17 protein-coding genes and 2 riboswitches are annotated in these 19,079 nt (G+C 45.8%); of the genes, 10 read left to right on the forward strand and 7 right to left on the reverse strand.

Features of this window, described 5'->3' with window-relative positions; translation table 11 throughout:
* Positions 1-478 precede the first annotated feature (478 nt).
* Both QUB70_RS13425 and QUB70_RS13430 read right to left on the reverse strand, forming a co-directional pair.
* Complete coding sequence (locus QUB70_RS13425; protein WP_332980969.1) at positions 479-2,059, reverse strand: FAD-dependent oxidoreductase; 1,581 nt, start codon at positions 2,057-2,059, stop codon at positions 479-481.
* Between the two features lie 239 nt (positions 2,060-2,298).
* Positions 2,299-3,144, reverse strand: a complete 846-nt coding sequence (locus tag QUB70_RS13430) for a Uma2 family endonuclease (RefSeq protein WP_332980970.1) — start codon at positions 3,142-3,144, stop codon at positions 2,299-2,301.
* Between the two features lie 231 nt (positions 3,145-3,375).
* Positions 3,376-3,522, forward strand: a riboswitch (cobalamin riboswitch).
* A 22-nt stretch (positions 3,523-3,544) separates the two neighbouring features.
* Between QUB70_RS13430 and QUB70_RS13435 the strand changes: the two genes are divergently transcribed.
* From QUB70_RS13435 to QUB70_RS13455, 5 genes are all read left to right on the forward strand, one after another.
* The gene (locus QUB70_RS13435; RefSeq protein WP_332980971.1) at positions 3,545-4,303 is read left to right on the forward strand and encodes an energy-coupling factor ABC transporter permease; all 759 of its coding nucleotides are present in this window, start codon (positions 3,545-3,547) and stop codon (positions 4,301-4,303) included.
* A gap of 3 nt (positions 4,304-4,306) precedes the next feature.
* Positions 4,307-4,639 carry an energy-coupling factor ABC transporter substrate-binding protein gene (locus QUB70_RS13440; RefSeq protein ID WP_332980974.1) on the forward strand — a complete coding sequence of 111 codons (333 nt, stop codon included), beginning with the start codon at positions 4,307-4,309 and terminating at the stop codon, positions 4,637-4,639.
* Positions 4,636-5,436 carry a cobalt ECF transporter T component CbiQ gene (cbiQ, locus tag QUB70_RS13445; RefSeq protein ID WP_332980976.1) on the forward strand — a complete coding sequence of 267 codons (801 nt, stop codon included), beginning with the start codon at positions 4,636-4,638 and terminating at the stop codon, positions 5,434-5,436. The genes QUB70_RS13440 and cbiQ overlap by 4 nt, the downstream gene beginning before the upstream one ends.
* Positions 5,437-5,909: 473 nt before the next feature.
* Positions 5,910-7,328, forward strand: coding sequence for an ABC transporter substrate-binding protein (locus QUB70_RS13450; protein WP_332980978.1), 1,419 nt, complete (start codon positions 5,910-5,912; stop codon positions 7,326-7,328).
* A 108-nt stretch (positions 7,329-7,436) separates the two neighbouring features.
* Positions 7,437-8,015, forward strand: a complete 579-nt coding sequence (locus QUB70_RS13455) for a Uma2 family endonuclease (RefSeq protein WP_332980979.1) — start codon at positions 7,437-7,439, stop codon at positions 8,013-8,015.
* A gap of 126 nt (positions 8,016-8,141) precedes the next feature.
* Here the strand turns inward: QUB70_RS13455 and QUB70_RS13460 are convergent, their stop codons facing one another.
* From QUB70_RS13460 to QUB70_RS13470, 3 genes are read right to left on the reverse strand one after another with little or no spacing between them, the layout of a single operon-like run.
* Complete coding sequence (locus QUB70_RS13460) at positions 8,142-8,999, reverse strand: metal ABC transporter permease (protein WP_332980981.1); 858 nt, start codon at positions 8,997-8,999, stop codon at positions 8,142-8,144.
* A complete protein-coding gene (locus QUB70_RS13465; protein ID WP_332980982.1) occupies positions 8,999-9,775 on the reverse strand; it encodes a metal ABC transporter ATP-binding protein in 777 nt (258 codons plus the stop codon). The genes QUB70_RS13460 and QUB70_RS13465 overlap by 1 nt, the downstream gene beginning before the upstream one ends.
* A 13-nt stretch (positions 9,776-9,788) precedes the next feature.
* Entirely contained in the window at positions 9,789-10,781 is a 993-nt protein-coding gene (locus QUB70_RS13470) for a metal ABC transporter substrate-binding protein (RefSeq protein WP_332980984.1), read from the reverse strand.
* A gap of 357 nt (positions 10,782-11,138) precedes the next feature.
* A riboswitch (cobalamin riboswitch) is annotated at positions 11,139-11,283 on the forward strand.
* Between the two features lie 121 nt (positions 11,284-11,404).
* Between QUB70_RS13470 and QUB70_RS13475 the strand changes: the two genes are divergently transcribed.
* The 3 genes from QUB70_RS13475 to QUB70_RS13485 all read left to right on the forward strand — a co-directional run bounded on the left by QUB70_RS13475 (position 11,405) and on the right by QUB70_RS13485 (position 13,692).
* Positions 11,405-11,845: a hypothetical protein gene (locus QUB70_RS13475; RefSeq protein WP_332980985.1), complete on the forward strand. Its 441-nt coding sequence runs from the start codon at positions 11,405-11,407 to the stop codon at positions 11,843-11,845.
* A gap of 19 nt (positions 11,846-11,864) precedes the next feature.
* Complete coding sequence (locus QUB70_RS13480) at positions 11,865-12,731, forward strand: class I SAM-dependent methyltransferase (RefSeq protein ID WP_332980987.1); 867 nt, start codon at positions 11,865-11,867, stop codon at positions 12,729-12,731.
* Positions 12,732-12,846: 115 nt separating this feature from the next.
* A complete protein-coding gene (locus QUB70_RS13485; protein ID WP_332980988.1) occupies positions 12,847-13,692 on the forward strand; it encodes an energy-coupling factor ABC transporter ATP-binding protein in 846 nt (281 codons plus the stop codon).
* Between the two features lie 251 nt (positions 13,693-13,943).
* Here QUB70_RS13485 and larC read toward each other — a convergent pair whose 3' ends face one another.
* Positions 13,944-15,371, reverse strand: coding sequence for a nickel pincer cofactor biosynthesis protein LarC (gene larC / locus QUB70_RS13490; protein WP_332980989.1), 1,428 nt, complete (start codon positions 15,369-15,371; stop codon positions 13,944-13,946).
* Between the two features lie 204 nt (positions 15,372-15,575).
* On the opposite strand from larC, the gene QUB70_RS13495 reads away from it, so the two are divergent.
* On the forward strand, positions 15,576-16,241 hold the full coding sequence (locus QUB70_RS13495) for an L-threonylcarbamoyladenylate synthase (RefSeq protein ID WP_332981027.1): 666 nt from the start codon (positions 15,576-15,578) through the stop codon (positions 16,239-16,241).
* A 245-nt stretch (positions 16,242-16,486) separates the two neighbouring features.
* Here the strand turns inward: QUB70_RS13495 and QUB70_RS13500 are convergent, their stop codons facing one another.
* A complete protein-coding gene (locus tag QUB70_RS13500; protein WP_172186059.1) occupies positions 16,487-16,771 on the reverse strand; it encodes a DUF427 domain-containing protein in 285 nt (94 codons plus the stop codon).
* A gap of 97 nt (positions 16,772-16,868) precedes the next feature.
* Here QUB70_RS13500 and recQ point away from each other — a divergent pair, with 97 nt between their 5' ends.
* Positions 16,869-19,064, forward strand: a complete 2,196-nt coding sequence (recQ, locus tag QUB70_RS13505; protein WP_332980993.1) for a DNA helicase RecQ — start codon at positions 16,869-16,871, stop codon at positions 19,062-19,064.
* Positions 19,065-19,079 lie beyond the last annotated feature (15 nt).

A 19,079-nucleotide genomic window follows, 5' to 3' on the forward strand; every position in this document is an offset into this window, starting at 1 on the left:
TTTTCTGCGGACTAAAGTCCGATGCTGCGAACCTTTATGCGTTCGGGATTGAATATCGTAGGGTGTGTCGCCATTTTCGATCTCTAGCATTCAATCGTAGATATCATGGCGACGCACCTTACTTTAGTCCTTCTTTTTCTGCGGACTAAAGTCCGATGCTGCGAACCTTTATGCGTTCGGGATTGAATATCGTAGGGTGTGTCGCCATTTTTGATCTCTAGCATTCAATCGTAGATATCATGGCGACGCACCTTACACATGAGTGGAGCAAGCAAGCCCAAAAATTATATCAATTTAAAAAATCCTTGCTACAATACTCTTAGTTTAGTTTGTTTACTCAACTATTATCCCTGGTGCGTCGCTAGCTCAATTTTCGGTCTTTTTTTTGGTACGAGGGATGGCGACACACCCTACCAATTTCTAAAGTCCTAACTACGAACCTTTCTGCTGACTAAAGTCCTCACTACAAACCAGGAGATTATGCAATAGCATCCGAACTGACAAGATTCTCGAATTGCGCCAGTAGCGTTCCATCAGTATTGTTTGCAAATCCAAAAATTATAGGTAACTGACCTGTTTGGGCGAGAACTTGTCTCACTTCTCGGTTAGAAATATCGGCTAGATTTTTGTTATTTAGAATGGCATTAATGGCAGCGATACCGACACCTTGACCAACTGCGGCGTTGAATTCAACAATTCTGCCGACAGAACAGGCAAACCCTTCAAATCCAGAACACGGACTGACCACTGCCAGGTTAGGAACGTTTTTAATTAATGCGTGGCGGATGCCAATATTGAAGGTAGGCTGTTTAAAACTCACACTTTTAAACCATCCTAGACTGTTTGCTTTCTCGCCAATACCCGGGATGCCTCCGCGTACATCAAAATGATAGCTAAATGTTGCCAGTGCCTCATTAGCCGGTACGCCACCAAGCAGCATTTGTGCGCCGGTTAGAGGTTCTACAACTCCCGTCACATTGCCGGCGTGTCTGATATACAATTCTGAGGCAGAAGTAACCGAAGTAGCCCCCAAACTCCTCAGCCAAGCTGCAAGAAATAACATTTCTCTTTGCATATTAGCCGTGGGTTTGCTCCCGCTTCTCGCTAAGGCTTCTGCTTCGCTGGCGGTGACTGCAAATAAAAGCGCATTCCACGAAAGTCTTTCATTTGGAAGTATTGCTATATTTCCCTCATCTAAAATTATGCCGGTTTCAGGAAAAGATAGCTTTGTTCCTCTAAAGGAGTGATAAGCTACAGACAGAGCCGGCGATCGCACATCGATGTAATCGCGGCCCGCCCACAGAGTTCTGAGATTGCCTCTGGTGTCGAGCATTTCCAGCCGGAGTTGTTCTGCTAGTTTGGCATCCTTCCCAGCCGCGTACAGCAAAAATTTTTGACTCTCTGAATCGGCGAGGTTTGTGAAGCGTTTTAGATAATTGTAATCGAGTTCTTTCAGTCTTCGGACACTGAGTCCTTGAGTTTCAAAAACGAGGGTGACTGGAAGTTCTGAGTTAGGCAGACCAAATGTTTCAAATCCCTTCAGCTTTCTCACACCTGCTGCTTGGGCTAATTCGCCATTGACGGTGGCATCAATAAATTGCTTACCTGCATAAACTATGCCTCTAGATGTGGTTATGCTGGCAATTCTTTGGCGTTCTTTATTTACTGATTGAATTTCTACTTTGCTGAGGAGATCGACCCCTGCTTGTGACAGCATTTCTTTCAGCGCTGCACTGGCTTTGCGGGGGTCAAGCGCGATCGCACTGACACCGGATTTTTGCAGGAACTCTTTATAGATTGCCGCCGGTGAACCAAAGGTATCTAATTTTAAAGATTGTTGAAGTTCTTGACCGATCTGACTTCTATCTAAATAAGCAAGACCGCCTCTTACCAAATGCCCGCCAATTCCTTCTTGCAAGTTTCCTTTAGACATCAGCAGAACTCGCGGATAACGTTTTGTCAGGCGGCGGTATTCTCTGGCCGCTGAGATAACAGCTAGAACTCCAGGAACTTCGTCACCAAATCCGATGACATCGTAAAAACGCAGATCCGTGACCATTATTTAATAACCTCTCCCGTCATTTTTTCGAGCTGGATCTCAATGTTTGCCGTCAAACTCTCTGTTTTTTCCAAATCTATCTCCATCTTTCCTGATTTTTGCGATAAATATTCACACATTCTTGGATGCAGCAACCGGGGTTTTTGCCGGAAATCCTTCGTTGAGGGCGATCGATCGGGCGTTGAAAAACCAGGTTCCTGAACGTCAAGAGTGCGTCAGTCTTGCACTCTTGACTGCAATCAGCTCAGATTATCAGGATCTATCCCCAACTCCCGCAATCGCTGAGCTAATTGTTCGGAACGTTCAGCTAGTCGATCGGCACGCTGGGATTCCTGTTGGGCGCGCTGGGATTCCTGTTGGGCGCGCTGGGATTCCTGTTGGGCGCGCTGGGATTCCTGTTGGGCGCGCTGGGCTTCCTGTTGGGCGCGCTGGGATTCCTGTTGGGCGCGCTGGGATTCCTGTTGGGCGAGTTGCGCTGATTCTTTCACCTTTTCTTCAGGAGTCAGATAACGTTTTCCATCGGCATCATACCAATACAACCACTCCCTTGTCACCCCAGAATAATTTCCCCTTTCACAACCAATTCCTAAACCAATCTCTGGCATCCAAACTGGATTTCCTGACTGTAACTCGTACTTTCCATTGACTAACTTGTGTACTTCCAAATGAGGTTTGCGACGGCGGCGGGAAGAATAAATGACGTAATAAAGTACGCCTAAAGCTTGATAAGTGTCTAATTTTGTGCTGTATTCCTTGCGATAAGTTGGGGAAACAACTTCTAGCACGAAAAGTGGCATGACATTTTCATCCCACAGCACGTAACTGGGGCGCAATTCTTCGTCGTAAAATCGTTCTACTCCTAAACTTAAGAAAGCATCGGGGACAATAGCCGGTTCGTCAGGATGATGATACACACCCATATCTATCCCAAAAAACCAGTCCATGCGTTCGGCCCAAAGTATGAGCAATATTGCTTTTAACAACCCTGGTATTAGTTCTTGCAGTTCGTTATCCACAGGCGTTTCATCCGAGTCGGGTAGTTCATCGGCGGAGGGCAAGTTCCTCGGCAAGTTGTACTGTAACATTGCGGCTTTCCTCAAAACTTACTAAGATTATAACCTTGATTTGTTTGGTTGTATTTGTGTGTTTGGTTGAGATTTTAATGAACCGCGAATACGCGTTAGGCGAAGCCGCGCGTAAGCGCTAGGACGCGAAGGAAGAAAAGGAATAGAAGGAAGAAGATAGGTAATCTTGACTTACTTACTTAATCTGAAATAATTTTTGTAAAATATCCGCTGAGACTTACGCGATCGACTATACTAAGCTAACGATTCGGTTCTAATGGGGAGCAGCCATTAGAGGAAACGGGGAAAGTTCGGTGCAAGTCCGGCGCTGTCCCGCAACTGTAATGAAGGTGATGTCGCTTTCTGAGTCAGGATGCCCGCCGATGTGTTGGTTTATATTGTCTCATCTGCGAGGTTCAGAATGAAGGCCGGAAATCGGAAATTGGTCAGCTTGGGATTGATGGCTGGCTTGAGTTGTTATATTGTCCTGGGCTCGGCAACGCCCGCCGCAGCTATGCACATTTCGGAAGGTTTTTTGCCGGTGCAATGGGCTGCGTTTTGGTGGATTGTGGCGCTGCCTTTTTTTGCCTTTGGGTTGCGTGCGATTACTCGCATTACAAAAGAACACCCGGAACTTAAACTGCTGCTAGCTTTAGCCGGTGCGTTTACTTTTGTACTTTCTGCTTTAAAAATTCCATCGGTAACGGGGAGTTGTTCTCACCCGACGGGTACGGGTTTGGGTGCGATTTTGTTCGGCCCTTCGGTGATGGCTGTACTGGGGGCTTTAGTGCTGCTTTTTCAAACGTTACTGTTAGCGCACGGCGGGCTGACAACGCTGGGAGCTAATATGTTTTCGATGGCGATTGTCGGCCCGTTTGCTGCGTATTTTATCTATCATTTGCTGTTGCGAACTGGTAGCCAGCGGGCGGCAATTTTTTGTGCGGCGGCGATCGCAGATTTGCTGACTTATGTGGTGACTTCGATTCAATTAGCGTTAGCTTTTCCCGCAGCAAGCGGCGGCTTTATGGCTTCGTTTCTCAAGTTTGCTGGTATCTTTGCAATTACTCAAGTACCGCTGGCGATTAGTGAAGGATTGCTGACAGTATTGGTCTGGAATTGGCTGCATTCTTACGGGAAGCCGGAGTTGGAAACTTTGAAATTATTGAGACAGGAGTCATAAGCCATGAGTCAAAAACACACAAGCAGTCAGCAAGCTACTTCAAAACAAAATTGGATGTTGGCGATCGCAGTTGTTGTACTTGCTGTCATTCCCCTAGCTTTTGTGCGCGGTGAATACGGCGGCTCGGATGACCAAGCCGAAAAGGCAATTACCGAGATTCAACCGGGTTATGAACCTTGGTTCAAGCACTTTTTTGAGCCGGCTAGCGGCGAAATTGAAAGTCTCTTATTTGCCACTCAAGCGGCGCTGGGGGCGGGTGTGATTGGATATGCGATCGGGCTGTACAAGGGACGATCGCAATCTCAGAAATCTGATGATAAATCGCCGTTGGAATGAACCATCAGATTGATAGTCTGGCTTATACCAATCGTTTGCGCGGGTTGCCGCCATCTCACAAGTTATCCTTTGCGATCGCCCTTTTAATTCTGTCTCTGGTTTCTGGGGCGATCGTCCAATTGTCGATCGCCCTTTGGTTAGCAGTCTGGATTGTCATCTATGCGGGCATTCCGGGGAAACTTTATCTGCGGTTGCTGTCGCTACCGTTGATGTTTTTGCTGACGAGTTTGCCTGCTTTGGCGCTGGGTGCGGTTGCGGGCGATCGTCTCCCCGCAATTGAGTGGGATATTTGGCAAGGTTGGGGCATTAGCACCGGCACTTTTTATCTGTATCTGAGCCGCACCGGAATTCATCAAGTGAGTCTCTTGTTTTCCCGTACATTGGCATCGACAAGCTGTATGTATTTCATCCTCTTGACGGTTCCATTTACAGAAGTCTTGCAAATTATCAGACAATTACGCTGTCCAGGGTTAGTCACAGAACTGCTATTACTAATGTATCGGTTTATTTTTAGCTTGTTGGCGATCGCCGATGAACTTTGGATAGCCCAAAACTCGCGCTGCGGCTATCGCACTTGGAAACTGGGAATGCGCAGTTTAGGCATTTTAATCGGACAATTGCTTCAGCGAACTTTGATAAACTACCGTCAAGTTTCCTTGAGTTTAGCATCGCGCGGCTTTAATGGAGAACTGCGCGTCTGGCATTCTTACCCTTATAAACCTTCGCCAAGATATACATTTGAAGCTGTGTTTGGCTGCACGGTTTTAACTTTGGTAAGCGCGGTATTTCAACGCTAAATTTATTGTTAGTCCTAGACGAATGGGCGCCCAGAAACCGGTTTTTTTTACCGAATCTGCTAGCTGTAACGCGTCTTTTCGTAAAAAACCCGGTTTCTTTGGTGGGAGTGGGTAAGTCCTGCATTATATTCACGATTAGTGGCGGTGGCGGTGGTGGCGATGCTGGCGGCGGTTAATATCAAGGAGACTTACGCATCACAAGCAAAGAAACCGGGTTTTTACCGAATCTGTGGGCTGTAAAGAAGTATTCTCGCAAAAAACCCGGTTTCTGAGCACCCGCGCGTCCAGGACTATTGTTGATAATTCTCGTATTCTCGTTAGTTTAGCGGGCCGGATTTGCATAAGGTCGATCGCACTTCCTGCAACAGCTATTACAAATATGACTTTTATGAACTTAATTAATGAATTATATGAATTGACGCGAACAGTAGTTGAATGAATAATTGCATTATCAACATACCGAAAAAAAAATTATGTATCAAGATACTAACAAAAAAAACAGCCCCCCGCCCATTGTTTTTATTATCGCCCTCGGCTTAATAGGGTTTGGCGCATACAAGTTTCTTCCCGGTTTATTGAAGGCCCAAACTTCAAATACACCTACATCTACATCTACATCTACACCGGGAACGATCGCACCCGGAGCGATCGCAACTCGCATCAGTTTAGGAAATCAGATATTGGTGACATCCCAAACCACAGCAGACAAACAAGCAGGTATTGAAGCTTTTGGCAAAGGAGATTATCCAGTCGCCATCCAGAAGTTTCAGGCTTCGCTGAAACAAAATCGCAACGATCCAGAAACCGTTATTTATTTGAATAATGCCACAGCCAGCAGTGGTTCTCCCTTAAAAATAGCTGTCAGCGTCCCCATTGGTAGTAACCCCAATGTCGCCCAAGAAATCCTCCGAGGTGTTGCCCAAGCTCAGGATGAAATCAATACTAGCGGTGGCATCAATGGCGCAAAACTGCAAGTAGAAATTGTCAACGACGACAACAGTCCAGAAGTTGTCAGAGAAGTTGCAAAGACATTGACAAAAGATCCAAGTATACTAGCAGTAATTGGACACAATGCTAGCAACGCATCTCTCGAAGCTGCTCCAATCTATCAGCAAGAAAAATTGGTAATGGTAACGCCAACTAGCTTTGCCAATAATCTATCAGGATTTGGCAGTTACATCTTTCGGACAGTTCCCGCTATTAGCGTAATGGCCGCTCCATTAGCAGAATATGCAGTCAAAACAGCAGGCAAAACTAATATTGCCATTTGTTATGATTCCCAAGCACCCGATAACATATCATTCAAAGATGAATTTGTGGCATCTCTTACTGCTGCTGGTGGCAAATTAGTTCCCACTATTTGCGACTTTTCATTACCCTCTTTTAATCCCGACAATGCCCTCGCCGATGCTGTCAGCAAAGGTGCACAAGGATTGATGGTAGCGCCCCACGTCGATCGCATCGATCGCGCCATCTCTCTGGCTCGCATCAATCAAGGCAAATTGCCACTCTACGGCAGCACTACAATGTACACCTTTCAAACGCTAAAAGACGGGCAAAAGAGCGTTGATGGCTTAGTTTTGCCCGTTCCCTGGCATCCTGAAACTAATCCCGGTAGCCGTTTCCCAGAAAATGCCCGCCAGCGTTGGGGAGGCATTGTGAATTGGCGAACAGCAACGAGTTTTGACGCGACTCAAGCTGCGATCGCTGGCTTGCGGCAAAGCAATACGCGGGAAGGATTGCAACAAGCACTCAGAAATGCGAGTTTTTCGGCAGCAGGATCGAGCGAGGATGTGAAGTTTTTACCCACGGGCGATCGGGCTGGTAAGCCGATTTTAGTGCAAGTTAAACCAGGAGGAAATACTGGCTACAACTTTGTCCCGCTGCGGTAAGTATGTTAAGTGCGATCTGGTTCATTCTTTGTGAAACAGGCATCTTGCCTGTTTATTAACGATTTTTAAGATAAACTGAAATGAGTAGATTAAAGGAGAGCCTTGTATATGATCGCGCAAGTTGAAACCAAAACCTACACGGCTGAGGAATATCTAGAAGCTGAAGTTAATTCTCAGGAGCGGCATGAATTTATCAATGGGGAGATTATTCTGATGGCTGGCGGCACACCGAATCACAATGAAATCACCAGCATCTTAAACGCTATTTTGAGGGTGAGCCTTAAGGGTAAACCTTACAGTATTTTTGCATCAGATCAGCGGCTTTGGGTTCCTCAGCTTAATAATTATACTTACCCAGATGTGATGGTGGTAGCGAAACCAGTCGAGTTGCAATCGGGACGGACGGATACAATTACCAATCCTCTGCTGATTGCTGAGGTGCTGTCTAAAGGTACTAGAGCTTACGATCGCGATGACAAGTTTGCGGCTTATCGTAGTATTCCGAGTTTTCAGGAATATTTGTTAATCGATCAATATCGGTTGCGGGTGGAGCAATACTCGAAAACTGATGCGAATAAGTGGATTTTTTCAGAATATGGTGTTATTGGCGATCGGCTGATGTTAAGCTCTATTTCTGTGGAGGTTTCACTGGCAGATTTATATGAAAATATTGAATTTACTGAATAGTCATATCATGTCCGGTCAATTGACCGCAATTTCTGTAGGGGCGGGTTTTACAAACAATCATTGCCTCAAACTAATAAGCTCATAAACCCGCCCTGCCATACATTTATGATGCTAGAGGACACGATCTTATTCAGCGATCGCCCCTGAATTCCTTCCCCTAACTAATAACCCGTGTTTCGGGGCAAAAATCATCGCCAACACAAACAGCAGCGTTTGCAGCACCACAATACATCCGCCAGTCGAACCATCAATGTGATAGCTGATATAAGTTCCCATGACGCTAGAAAATACGCCCGAAGCCATCGCAATTAGCATCATGCGGTCAAAGTTATCGCTCAATAAATATGCAGTTGCTCCCGGAGTTACCAACATTGCTACTACTAAAATAATGCCGACCGTCTGAAGTCCCGCAACTGCTGTGAGGGATAGCAGGGACAGCAGAACGTAATAAAGAAAGGTGATATTTAAACCGATCGATCGCGCGTGAGTTGAGTCAAAACAAAACAGGATCAAATCTTTGCGTAAAATTGCCAGCGTTACCAGAGTGATGACACTAATAATTACCGTTTGAAGAATGTCTGCATCCGAAATACCTAAGACATTGCCAAACAAAATATGCGTTAAATCGATCGAGCTTTTGACTTTAGAAACTAACACTAAACCTAACGCAAAAAATCCAGTAAACACTAAGCCGATTACCGTATCTTCTTTAACGCGAGTTTTCGCTTTGATGAAGCCGATCGCAATTACCGAACCCACCCCAAACACAAACGCACCCACCGCCAAAGGAATATTTAACACGTAAGCAATCACAACTCCCGGCATCACCGCATGGGAAACCGCATCGCCCATCAAAGCCCATCCTTTCAAAGTCATGTAGCAGGAAAGCGCAGAACAAACAATCCCTACTAAGGCGCTGACTAAAATTGCCTTCACCATGAATTCATGCTGCAACGGTGCCGCAAACCACTGAATTAAATCCATTACTGTTCCTCCCGATCGACTTGAGTTAACCGACTTTTGGCCGACGAAAAATCTCCAACAGAACCGCCAAAGGTGCGAGAAAGATTTTCCTCTGTAAACACTTCTGAGGTATTTCCATAGGCCAGAATACTGCGGTTAATTAATACTACTTGGTCGCAAAATGTGGTAATGGACGCTAAATCATGGGTTGAAACGAGAATTGTATGTCCTGCTTGACGCAGTTCTATTAACAGGTTAACCATCATTTTCTCAGTTTTGATATCGACTCCGGCAAACGGTTCATCTAATAATAAAACCGTTCCCTGTTGCGCCAATGCCCGCGCAAAAAAGGTGCGTTTTTTTTGTCCCCCCGATAACTCTCCGATTTGCCGATCGCGCATATGCCACATTTCCACCCGTTCCAAACTTTCTCGCACGGCTTGTCGATCGGTCGATCGGGGAATTCGCAACAGATTCATGTACCCGTAGCGTCCCATCATCACCACATCATAAACGTTCACCGGGAAATTCCAGTCTACCTCTTCCGACTGAGGTACATAGGCAACCAGATTGCTTTTTTGCACTTTGCGAATCGGCAACCCATTAATCAAAACTCGTCCGGTGTTTGGCTTCACAAACCCCATAATAGCCTTGAATAATGTCGATTTTCCCGCGCCATTCATCCCCACCAATCCACAAATTGTCCCCGGTTGGAGTTGCAGCGAGGCGCTGTGCAAGGCTACTTTGCCGTGATAAGCAACCGTCACATTCTCAATATCAATGCCGATTTCATTCATGTTCTTTTCTCCTTTACTTGCTTTGTAGTCCTTTTATCAGAGTATTGACGTTGTATTCAAGTAACTTAAGATAGGTTGATGCCGGCCCGTCGGAGGGAGATAGGGAATCGACATAAAACACCCCGGCAAATTTTGCGCCTGTTTCCTTTGCTACCTGAATCTGTGCCTCATTGCTGACGGTACTCTCACAGAATACAGCCGGAATTTGGTTTGCCTTCACCGTATTAATCACCCGTTCAACTTGTTTTGGTGTGGCTTGCTGTTCGGCATTGACCGACCAAATGTAAACTTCCTTTAAGCCGTAATCGCGGGCAATGTAGGAAAAGGCACCTTCACAACTTACTATGTAGCGTTTGTCCGGGGGAATGGCAGAGATAGCTTGTTTGAGTTTTGCATCGATCGCCCTAATTTGCTGGCTGTATTTTGCCGCATTCGCATCATAGTTTGAAGCATTAGCCTGGTCGAGATTTCCTAATGCCTTGCGAATATTTTCGACGTAAATCAAAGCATTTTGCGGCGACATCCAAGCATGGGGATTCGGCTTGCCTTGATAGGCATCTTCCGCAATATCGATCGGTTGAACTCCTTCACTTAGGGTAATGTGAGAAACTTTGGGAAGGCTGTTGTAAAATCGGGTTGCCCAGCGCTCTAAGTTCAAGCCGTTTTCCAAAATCAAATTAGCATCTTTCCCGCGTTTTAGGTCGCTGGGCGTAACTTCATAGCCGTGAATTTCCGCACCCGGTTTGGTAATAGATTCGACGATCGCCCGATCGCCCGCAACGTTCTGAGCCATGTCTGCCAGCACCGTGAACGTGGTGAGAATGACTTTTTTGTCTTGGGGTGTCACATTCCCGGCGATCGGGCTAGGAGTTCCGTTTTGCTCGGTCTCAGACCCAGCCGTCTGAGCGCTGCATCCGCTGAGCCAAATTCCTAGTAATAGCCCGAATATACCAATTTGATAGGGTTTCCATGCCGTCGAGTCACTGGGCCGATCGGTCTCACTCATTGTTGTTTTTTATAATTCTTTCATTGTTTTAATTTACCATAAAACCAGAAATAATGAAAACATTATGAAAAAGGGGAGAAATTGGCGATCGGACTAGCAGAATAGACATAGAAGTGAAAAGCCAGTCAAGGACAGGCATCCTACCTGCCCCACTTTTGAATGCGATAAACTTAAGCAGATAGCTTACTTAGAAGCGTGTAGTTGTTGGAGTATTAAAATTGGTTGCGGCAAAAGATTGCGAAAGGATGATTCAATCGCTGCAACGGTCAGTCTGTACGTGAAACAGCAAACGCTGTATGAAGCCTTGATACTAAATCCGGTTCTATTTTTTTTTGTCAAATATCCAAAATAGTGGTAATATCCAGTATATCGATCGGCTCTGATGGAGAACAGCCATCAGACGTAAGGGGGAAAGTTCGGTGCGAATCCGGCGCTGTCCCGCAACTGTAAGGAGATTCTTGCTTCTCTGAGTCAGGATGCCCGCCGATTTGTTTACAATCATGTTTTTCATCTGCGAGGTATGGATGATGGTGAGTTCAGTATTTTTACCAATAATCTGCTGTTGTGTTCCGTTTGCCGATCGTAGACAATAACGAAATTTTAGGCAGCGGGAAACAAAAAAAATGCGAATCGAAGATACTGTTTGGCAGGGTAGTTTTGGCTACTGGCAAAACTTGTTTATTCACCAGAATATTTTGCCGATCGGACATATTGCTTGGAATGGCTTTTTGCATCAAGGACGAGGCTTGGTTGCTTGCAAAATAAATACTCTCATTAACGGCTCAGTGAATTGGAGTGTAGATACTATAAAGTACGACCTGCTATTTATTTCCCAATTGTACGCAACTGCTTATTTGCAACAACTAAAAGTAGAGGAAAATACTGTTTCAAATCTGCTGCAAATCATTGCTAGCTACGAACCCAAGGAAGCAATTATATTTTTGTCGATCGCCAACGGTCAGATTGATATCAATTTGTTGCAAAACTTGGCAATTTCTCCTGTTGAGTGCTATGAACAGGTATGCAAGCGCTGGGAAGAATTTCAACTCTGCCCGAAATCCTAAAACTTACTAAATTTTCCGAATGTCGCAGCCAAAATCAATCGAAATTTCCAAAGTAACTCGCTACCAAAATGCAGCACTTAATTACTATTTGGGCTTGACAGATTCGCCCTACCTTCACTACGGCTATTGGGAAACCCTACCGGTGCCCGCTGATGAACTAACACTCGCGCGGCTGCGCGTCGCTCAGCAAGCTTATACTGTAAAACTGTTGGATGCGATCCCCAAAGGCACTCATACGATACTAGATGTGGGCTGCGGGATTGGCGGAAATGCGGCTTATTTGCTCGATCGAGGTTTTGCAGTCGAAGGGCTCGCACCCGATCCGTTCCAACAACAGCGATTTCTTAAGTGTACGCGCGATCGGACAATCTTCCACCTCACCAGGTTTGAAGACTTCAAAGCAACCCATTTCTACGATCTGATTCTCTTTAGCGAAAGTAGCCAGTATATGTCGGCTGTTGATATTGCTTCTGGTGCCGCCAAAATCCTCAATCCTGGTGGCTACGTGCTGCTTGCCGATATGCTGCGTTCTGATGCTAATTATCAAGAGGGAATGTTCTCTAATTGTCATGTTGTTACTGAACTTCATACAGCATTAAATCAGGCTGGATTCACTTTAGTCAAAACTGAAGATATTTCGGCCCATATTTTGCCGACAATCGATTTGTATGTCGATACTTTCCGCAGGTATGGACTGAATACGATGATCTATGTTGCAGATTTAATTGCGATCGCAGTTCCGCCAGTCCATAAATTCCTGCGCTGGATATTTCGTCGCTGGTTCAAGAAGCTGGTGGTTGAAGGATTGGAGGCTGGCAAACTTTTTGAGCAGCATTTGTGTTATGAAATTCAACTTTGGCAGTTGTCAAAAACCAATAAAAACTGACACAAATACAATGGAAATTGGTAATCGGTAATCGGTAATTGGAGGCACGGCCTCCGGGTATTTATTCCCAGGCAGAGCCTGGGAATAAGGCTATAAAAAATAAAAAATAACGAATATGTCTGAATGGATTCTCGAATTCGATCGCACTTCCTACTCATATCCCTGCGGTTCGCGAGTGGCAATTCAGGGTTTAAACCTCAAAGTCCCCGCCGGGAAACGCTGCGGGCTAATCGGTCAAAACGGCTGCGGCAAAACTACCTTTTTTTTGTTAGCAAATGGCTTATATCAACCGCAACATGGCTTCATTCGCTGGCAAGGTGAACCATTCCGCTACGATCGCAAATCGTTGATGCAACTGCGCCAACAAATCGGACTCGTCTTTCAAAATCCCGAACATCAATTAGTAGCTTCCACGGTAGAAGAAGATATCTCCTACGGATTGTACAATTTGGGTTTGGCAGAATCCGAAGTTGCTAGAATGGTGCAAGAGGCGATCGAGCAATTCGATCTAAGCGAACTCGCCTGCGAACCAATTCACAATCTCAGTTTGGGGCAAAAAAAGCGGGTGTCGATCGCCGATATCATGGTTCTCAAGCCCAAACTGCTGCTGCTAGATGAACCTACCGCCTATCTCGACCCGCGTCACACCCGACAACTGATCGGTTTACTCGAACAAATTCACGCCACTGGAACCACCATCCTTTTAGCAAGTCACGACCTCGATTTCATCTACCGCTGGGCTGATTGGGTGTTTGTAATGGATCGGGGAAAATTGATTTTAGAAGGAACACCGGAAAGTGTTTTTGCTCAGCGGGAGACTTTGGAACAATTGCAGCTTGGCGTACCGCTGGCGATCGAGCTTATGGAGCAAATAAGGGCAATGTTTCCCACAGACGATCGCTCAAAAATGCCCGCTTTCGAGGAATTGCAACAACAAATTTTACAAAGCCGCAGACTTTAGTTATTTGTTATTTGTTATGTCTTATTTATTATTTATTATTTGTTATTTGGTGAATTAAACTCTTGTGGAACAGGCATCTTGCCTGTTCCTAAAAATCGTGCAAGATGTAAGTTCCTATTATTTACCAGAAAGAATTGGTTTAAAGCCCAAAGCCCGATCGGGAAAAATTAAAAGAAGACTATTCATTACTCCAATCCTCTTCATTCCAGGTAGAGGTCGCTATCTGGCGGTCAACTGTCAACTGTCAACTGTCAACTGTCAACTGAATAACTTAGGTCGTACCAACTTTGCAGCGCCAAGCGGTGAACTTCGCGCCAACTAATATTTTTAAGTCTGGCAATTTCCGCGCAATCTTCGTATTCCGGCTGCACGTTAACAATTGTTTGTCCAGACTTCGCAACTTTTATCTTGACTTCGCCGTATTCTGTTTGAACTGTCTGGATTTCTCGGTGCAGAATAGTTCTCTGTTGAGTCGATCGCCTAATTCCCAGAGTAGTAGTTTCCCGAAAGATAACTGCTTCGCAATCATCCTGAAATTCGGGATGACAAATCGCAGTTAACAAAACCCCCAACCGCGACTTTTTCATCACAATTGGCGCAGTAAAAACATCCAGAGCTCCGGCCGCAAACAAAGCATCAAAAACATAGCCGATCGCCTGCGGACTCAAATCATCAATTTGCGTTTCCAAAACCGCAATAGTTTCTATAGAATTGGGCATTGGGAATTGGGCATTGGGCATCGGGAATGGAGAATTAGTAGCCGTCTTTCTCCCACTCTCCCACTCTCCCCCTCTCCCCCTCTCCCCCTCTTCCTTCTCCCCAATCCAGAGGCGCAAAATATTAGGAATTGCCAGATTGCGAGAACCTGCACCCAAACCGATCGCCTGAATTTGCATCGCTGGCGGCGGGCCGAAAGCAGAGGCGAGAGTACAGGCGATCGCAGTTCCCGTAGGAGTGCACAATTCGCGATCGATCCCGTTGCTGTAAACCGGCACTCGGTGCGTTTCCCACAACCGCATCACCGCCGGCGTCGGCACCGCTAACTTACCGTGTGCCGCCTTCACCGTACCGCCACCAGTCGGCATTGCCGAAAAGTAAAACTCATCAATATCCAACCAATCCAAACCCAAACAAGTACCGACAATATCAATAATTGCATCCGTCGCCCCCACCTCGTGAAAGTGAACCTCGCTTGCGGGGATACCGTGTACGGCAGCCTCTGCATCTGCTAATTTGCGAAATACCGCCAAACTCCACGCTTCCACGCGCGGAGGCAATTTTGCAGAGACAATGATCTGCTCAATTTCTGGCAAATGGCGGTGATGAGTGTGGCTAATTTCGGCATCTGCTTCGCCGTGACTGTGAGAATGTTCTTCACCGTGATGGTGGTGGTGGCGGGCGTCAAAAGTCGGGGATTCCGTTTCCGAGGGATCGAGTGTGGAATCAGCGGGATTTTCGGGTTTTAACGACAAATCCGCAGCTAAATCGACATGAAATTTAGTTGCTTGTTGAGTATTCCGGTGGACTAATTCCGTCCGCAACTGGTACTCTGTCGAAATGCCGAGCAAATTGAGTTTTTCGATCAGGTAATCTAAAGGAACGCCGGCGTGGACGAGAGCCCCAAGGCACATATCGCCAGCAATGCCGGTGGGACAGTCAAAATAAGCTATTTTATTCATTATTAACAATTAATTTTTAGCATTGATTGTTTCATCTTACGCCTTGCACCATTGTCAATAAGTCTTGGACTGGCGGGCAGGATGCCCACCCCACAAGAAAATTTACTCTTTGTGGAACAGGCATCTTGCCTGTTCTTGACAATGCTGCAAGATATCGGTTTCACTCGATATTTCGATCGCCCACTTAGCCTGCAATATCTTAACATGGCAACTATTTACCAAGTGCATCCAGTTGCACCCCAAAAAGACAGGATCGAAAAAATTAAAAAAGCTCTGAAAGATGGGGCCGTGATGCTTTATCCGACAGATACAGTTTACGCGATCGGCTGCGATCTCAACTCCAAATCTGCCGTAGAACGAGTCAGGCAGATCAAGCAACTATCCAATGATAAGCCTTTAACGTTCCTGTGTTCTTCTTTGTCAAATATCGCAGAGTATGCTGCCGTCAGCGATGAAGCGTACCGAATTATCAAACGATTAATACCTGGGCCTTACACGTTTCTGCTACCAGCTACAAAGTTAGTGCCGCGGTTGGTAATGAACCCAAAACGCAAAACCACGGGAATTCGCGTTCCCGATCGCCCGCTTTGCTTTACACTTGTGGAAGCTTTGGGAAATCCGATTATTTCAACATCCGCTCATATCACGACAGACGATGAAGGTGCAGCATCCGTGCCGGCAGCAAAAGCAGAAAGCTTTGGCAAAGCCGAACTATTTGACTGTTTTTCAAAGTTAGTAGATGTCATTGTTGATGACGGTTCCGATCCGGGTTATCAAGTTTCTACCATTCTCGATTTGACAGAAAGCGAACCGATTGTTGTTCGCCGCGGTTTGGGTTCGGAAGCTGTCGCCGTTTGGGAAAAAGATTAAAATTGCAGCGTCAACTTAAGAAGACTGGGCGGTTGAAACCGCGCCTATACAAACAAAACCCTAGAAGAGCGGGTTGAAGAACTGCCTGTTAAAATTACGGTATTATCTTCAGTCCGCGGAGGCGGACTTCGTTTGTGTAGACGCGGTTTCAACCGCCGAGTCTTATCTTCTTCGTTTGTGTAGACGCGGTTTCAACCGCCGTCTTATTTTGTCCAAATCGCGGCTGACAAACTTGCGAGTAAAACTTAAGCCTCTACCTTAACTCCTTTCCAAAAAGCAATATATCCTGCAATATTTTTAGCAGCATCTTTCGGAGTAGGATAGTACCAAGCAGCATCTTTATTAACTTGTCCGCCGACTTCGACACTGTAGTAACTAGCGACACCTTTCCAACCGCAAGTAGTGTGAGTGCTGCTATCCTTGAAAAACTCGCGTTTGATGGCATCCGGGGGGAAGTAATAGTTGTTTTCTACGACTTCGCATTTGTCGCTTTCGGCCAGGACGGCACCATTCCAAATTGCTTTCGGCATCAGTTTCTCTGCTTAAATTGAGATTCTCAATTATTGTAACTGTATTTGTGCTCAAAAGGCATAGAATAGTTGAGAAGCCAACAACCAACTACTGCAAATGTCACGGTCGAATCCGCCAATATCTTCTGTGCCGCTGTCCCTCGAACAAGCTCTTAAACATTTTTTTGGCTATGACTCTTTCCGCCCGGGGCAGCAGGAAATTGTCGAAGCTGCTTTACAAAAACGGGATATGATGATTGTCATGCCGACTGGCGGTGGCAAGTCTTTGTGTTTTCAATTACCAGCTTTGTTGAAACCGGGATTGACTGTGGTTGTTTCGCCGTTAATTGCTCTGATGCAAGACCAGGTGGAAGCTTTGCAGGATAATGGAATTGGGGCGACTTTTCTCAACAGCACTTTGAGCGGGATGGAAGCGCGATCGCGCGAAACAGCGATTCTCGAAGGTAAGATTAAATTGCTCTACGTTGCACCCGAACGCTTGCTCGGCGAGAGATTTTTACCGTTTTTAGATATAGTAGCAAATAAGTTAGGAATTTCGGCATTTGCGATCGACGAAGCCCACTGCGTTTCGGAATGGGGACACGACTTTCGTCCAGAATACAGGCAAATGCAGCGAGTGCGCGATCGATATCCCGACATTCCCATTATGGGGCTAACCGCCACCGCCACCGAGCGCGTCCGCCAAGACATCATCCAGCAGCTAACTCTGCGAAATCCCTACATCCACGTCGCCAGCTTCAACCGCCCCAATTTATACTACGAAGTCCGCCAAAAAACCAAGCACAGTTTTGCCGAAGTTTTGCAAATCATCCAAAAAAAAGGCGGTTCTGGAATTATCTATTGCCTCAGCCGCAAAAAAGTTGACGAAGTTGCCTATAAATTGCAGCAAAGCGGCATCCAAGCCTTACCTTACCACGCCGGCATGAACGATGGCGATCGCGCCACCAATCAAACCCGCTTCATTCGCGACGACGTGCAAGTAATGGTAGCAACAGTTGCCTTTGGAATGGGAATTAACAAACCCGACGTGCGGTTTGTCATTCACTACGACTTGCCCAAGAATTTAGAAGGATACTATCAAGAATCCGGCCGGGCTGGCAGAGATAACGAACCATCCCATTGCACCTTATTTTTTGGATTCGGCGATGTCAAAACCATCGAATATATCATCGAGCAAAAACCAGATCCGCAAGAACAGCGAATTGCCCGCCAACAGTTGCGCCGAGTAATTAACTATGCAGACTCCAGCGATTGCCGCCGCACAGTTCAGTTAAGTTATTTTGGCGATTCATTTCCCGGAAATTGTGGCAATTGCGATAACTGTTGCAACAAAAAACCAGTAGAAGACTGGACGCTTGAGGCAATGAAATTTCTTTCTTGCGTCGCGAGATGCCAAGAAAAATTCGGCATGAATCATATTATTGACGTGCTGCGCGGATCGAGAAGTCAAAAAGTATTGCAATATCAGCACAACCAACTTTCTACCTACGGAATAGGCAAAGATAGAAGTGCCGACGATTGGAAAAAATTGAGTCGTTCGCTGTTAAATCAAGGTTTGTTAGACGAAAGAACGGATGGGTTTCCAATTTTGAAACTGAACGAGAAAAGTTGGGAAATCATGAAACGTCAGCGCACAGTTGAAATCGCCATTGAACCGCAGCGAGAAATACAGGGGAAAGTTCGTTCTTTGGCAGTAGAAGTCGAAGGTTTATTTGCCATACTGCGGACGCTACGCAAGCAAATTGCCGACGAACAATTTGTGCCGCCTTACGTAGTTTTTGCTGATAAAAGCTTGCGAGACATGGCCGAAAAACGCCCGCAAAATCTCACAGAATTCGAGGAGGTTTACGGCGTTGGCAGCAACAAACGAGATAAGTACGGCAAGGTTTTCTTAGAGGCGATTCGCGCTTTTTGCCAAGAACAAGGATTGCCAACTAATGCTGCATCTTCTAATGTTACTAATCTTCCAAATATTTCCAACGTTGCCTCTTATTCCCAGATGCAAACCTGGGAATTATACCGACAAGGTTTGACAGTTCAAGCCATAGCCAATGCGCGGGGGATGAGTCCTAATACTATTTCTGGGCATCTCGTAGAATTGATGGATATGGGATTGGAAGTTGATATAAATTTATTAGTTGAATCGGAACGCCAGCAGGCGATAGTGTACGCAATTGAAGTTATGGGGGATGAGAAACTGAGAGCAATTTATGAGTTTTTGGAAGAACGTTATACCTTTGAGGAGATTAAGTTTGTCCGCGCTTGGTGGCGGCAAAATTATGTCGGTTTTTAACCGCAGATGTAGGCT

This window comes from Microcoleus sp. A003_D6, from assembly GCF_036702825.1.
In the GTDB taxonomy this organism is placed as follows: Bacteria; Cyanobacteriota; Cyanobacteriia; order Cyanobacteriales; family Microcoleaceae; genus Microcoleus.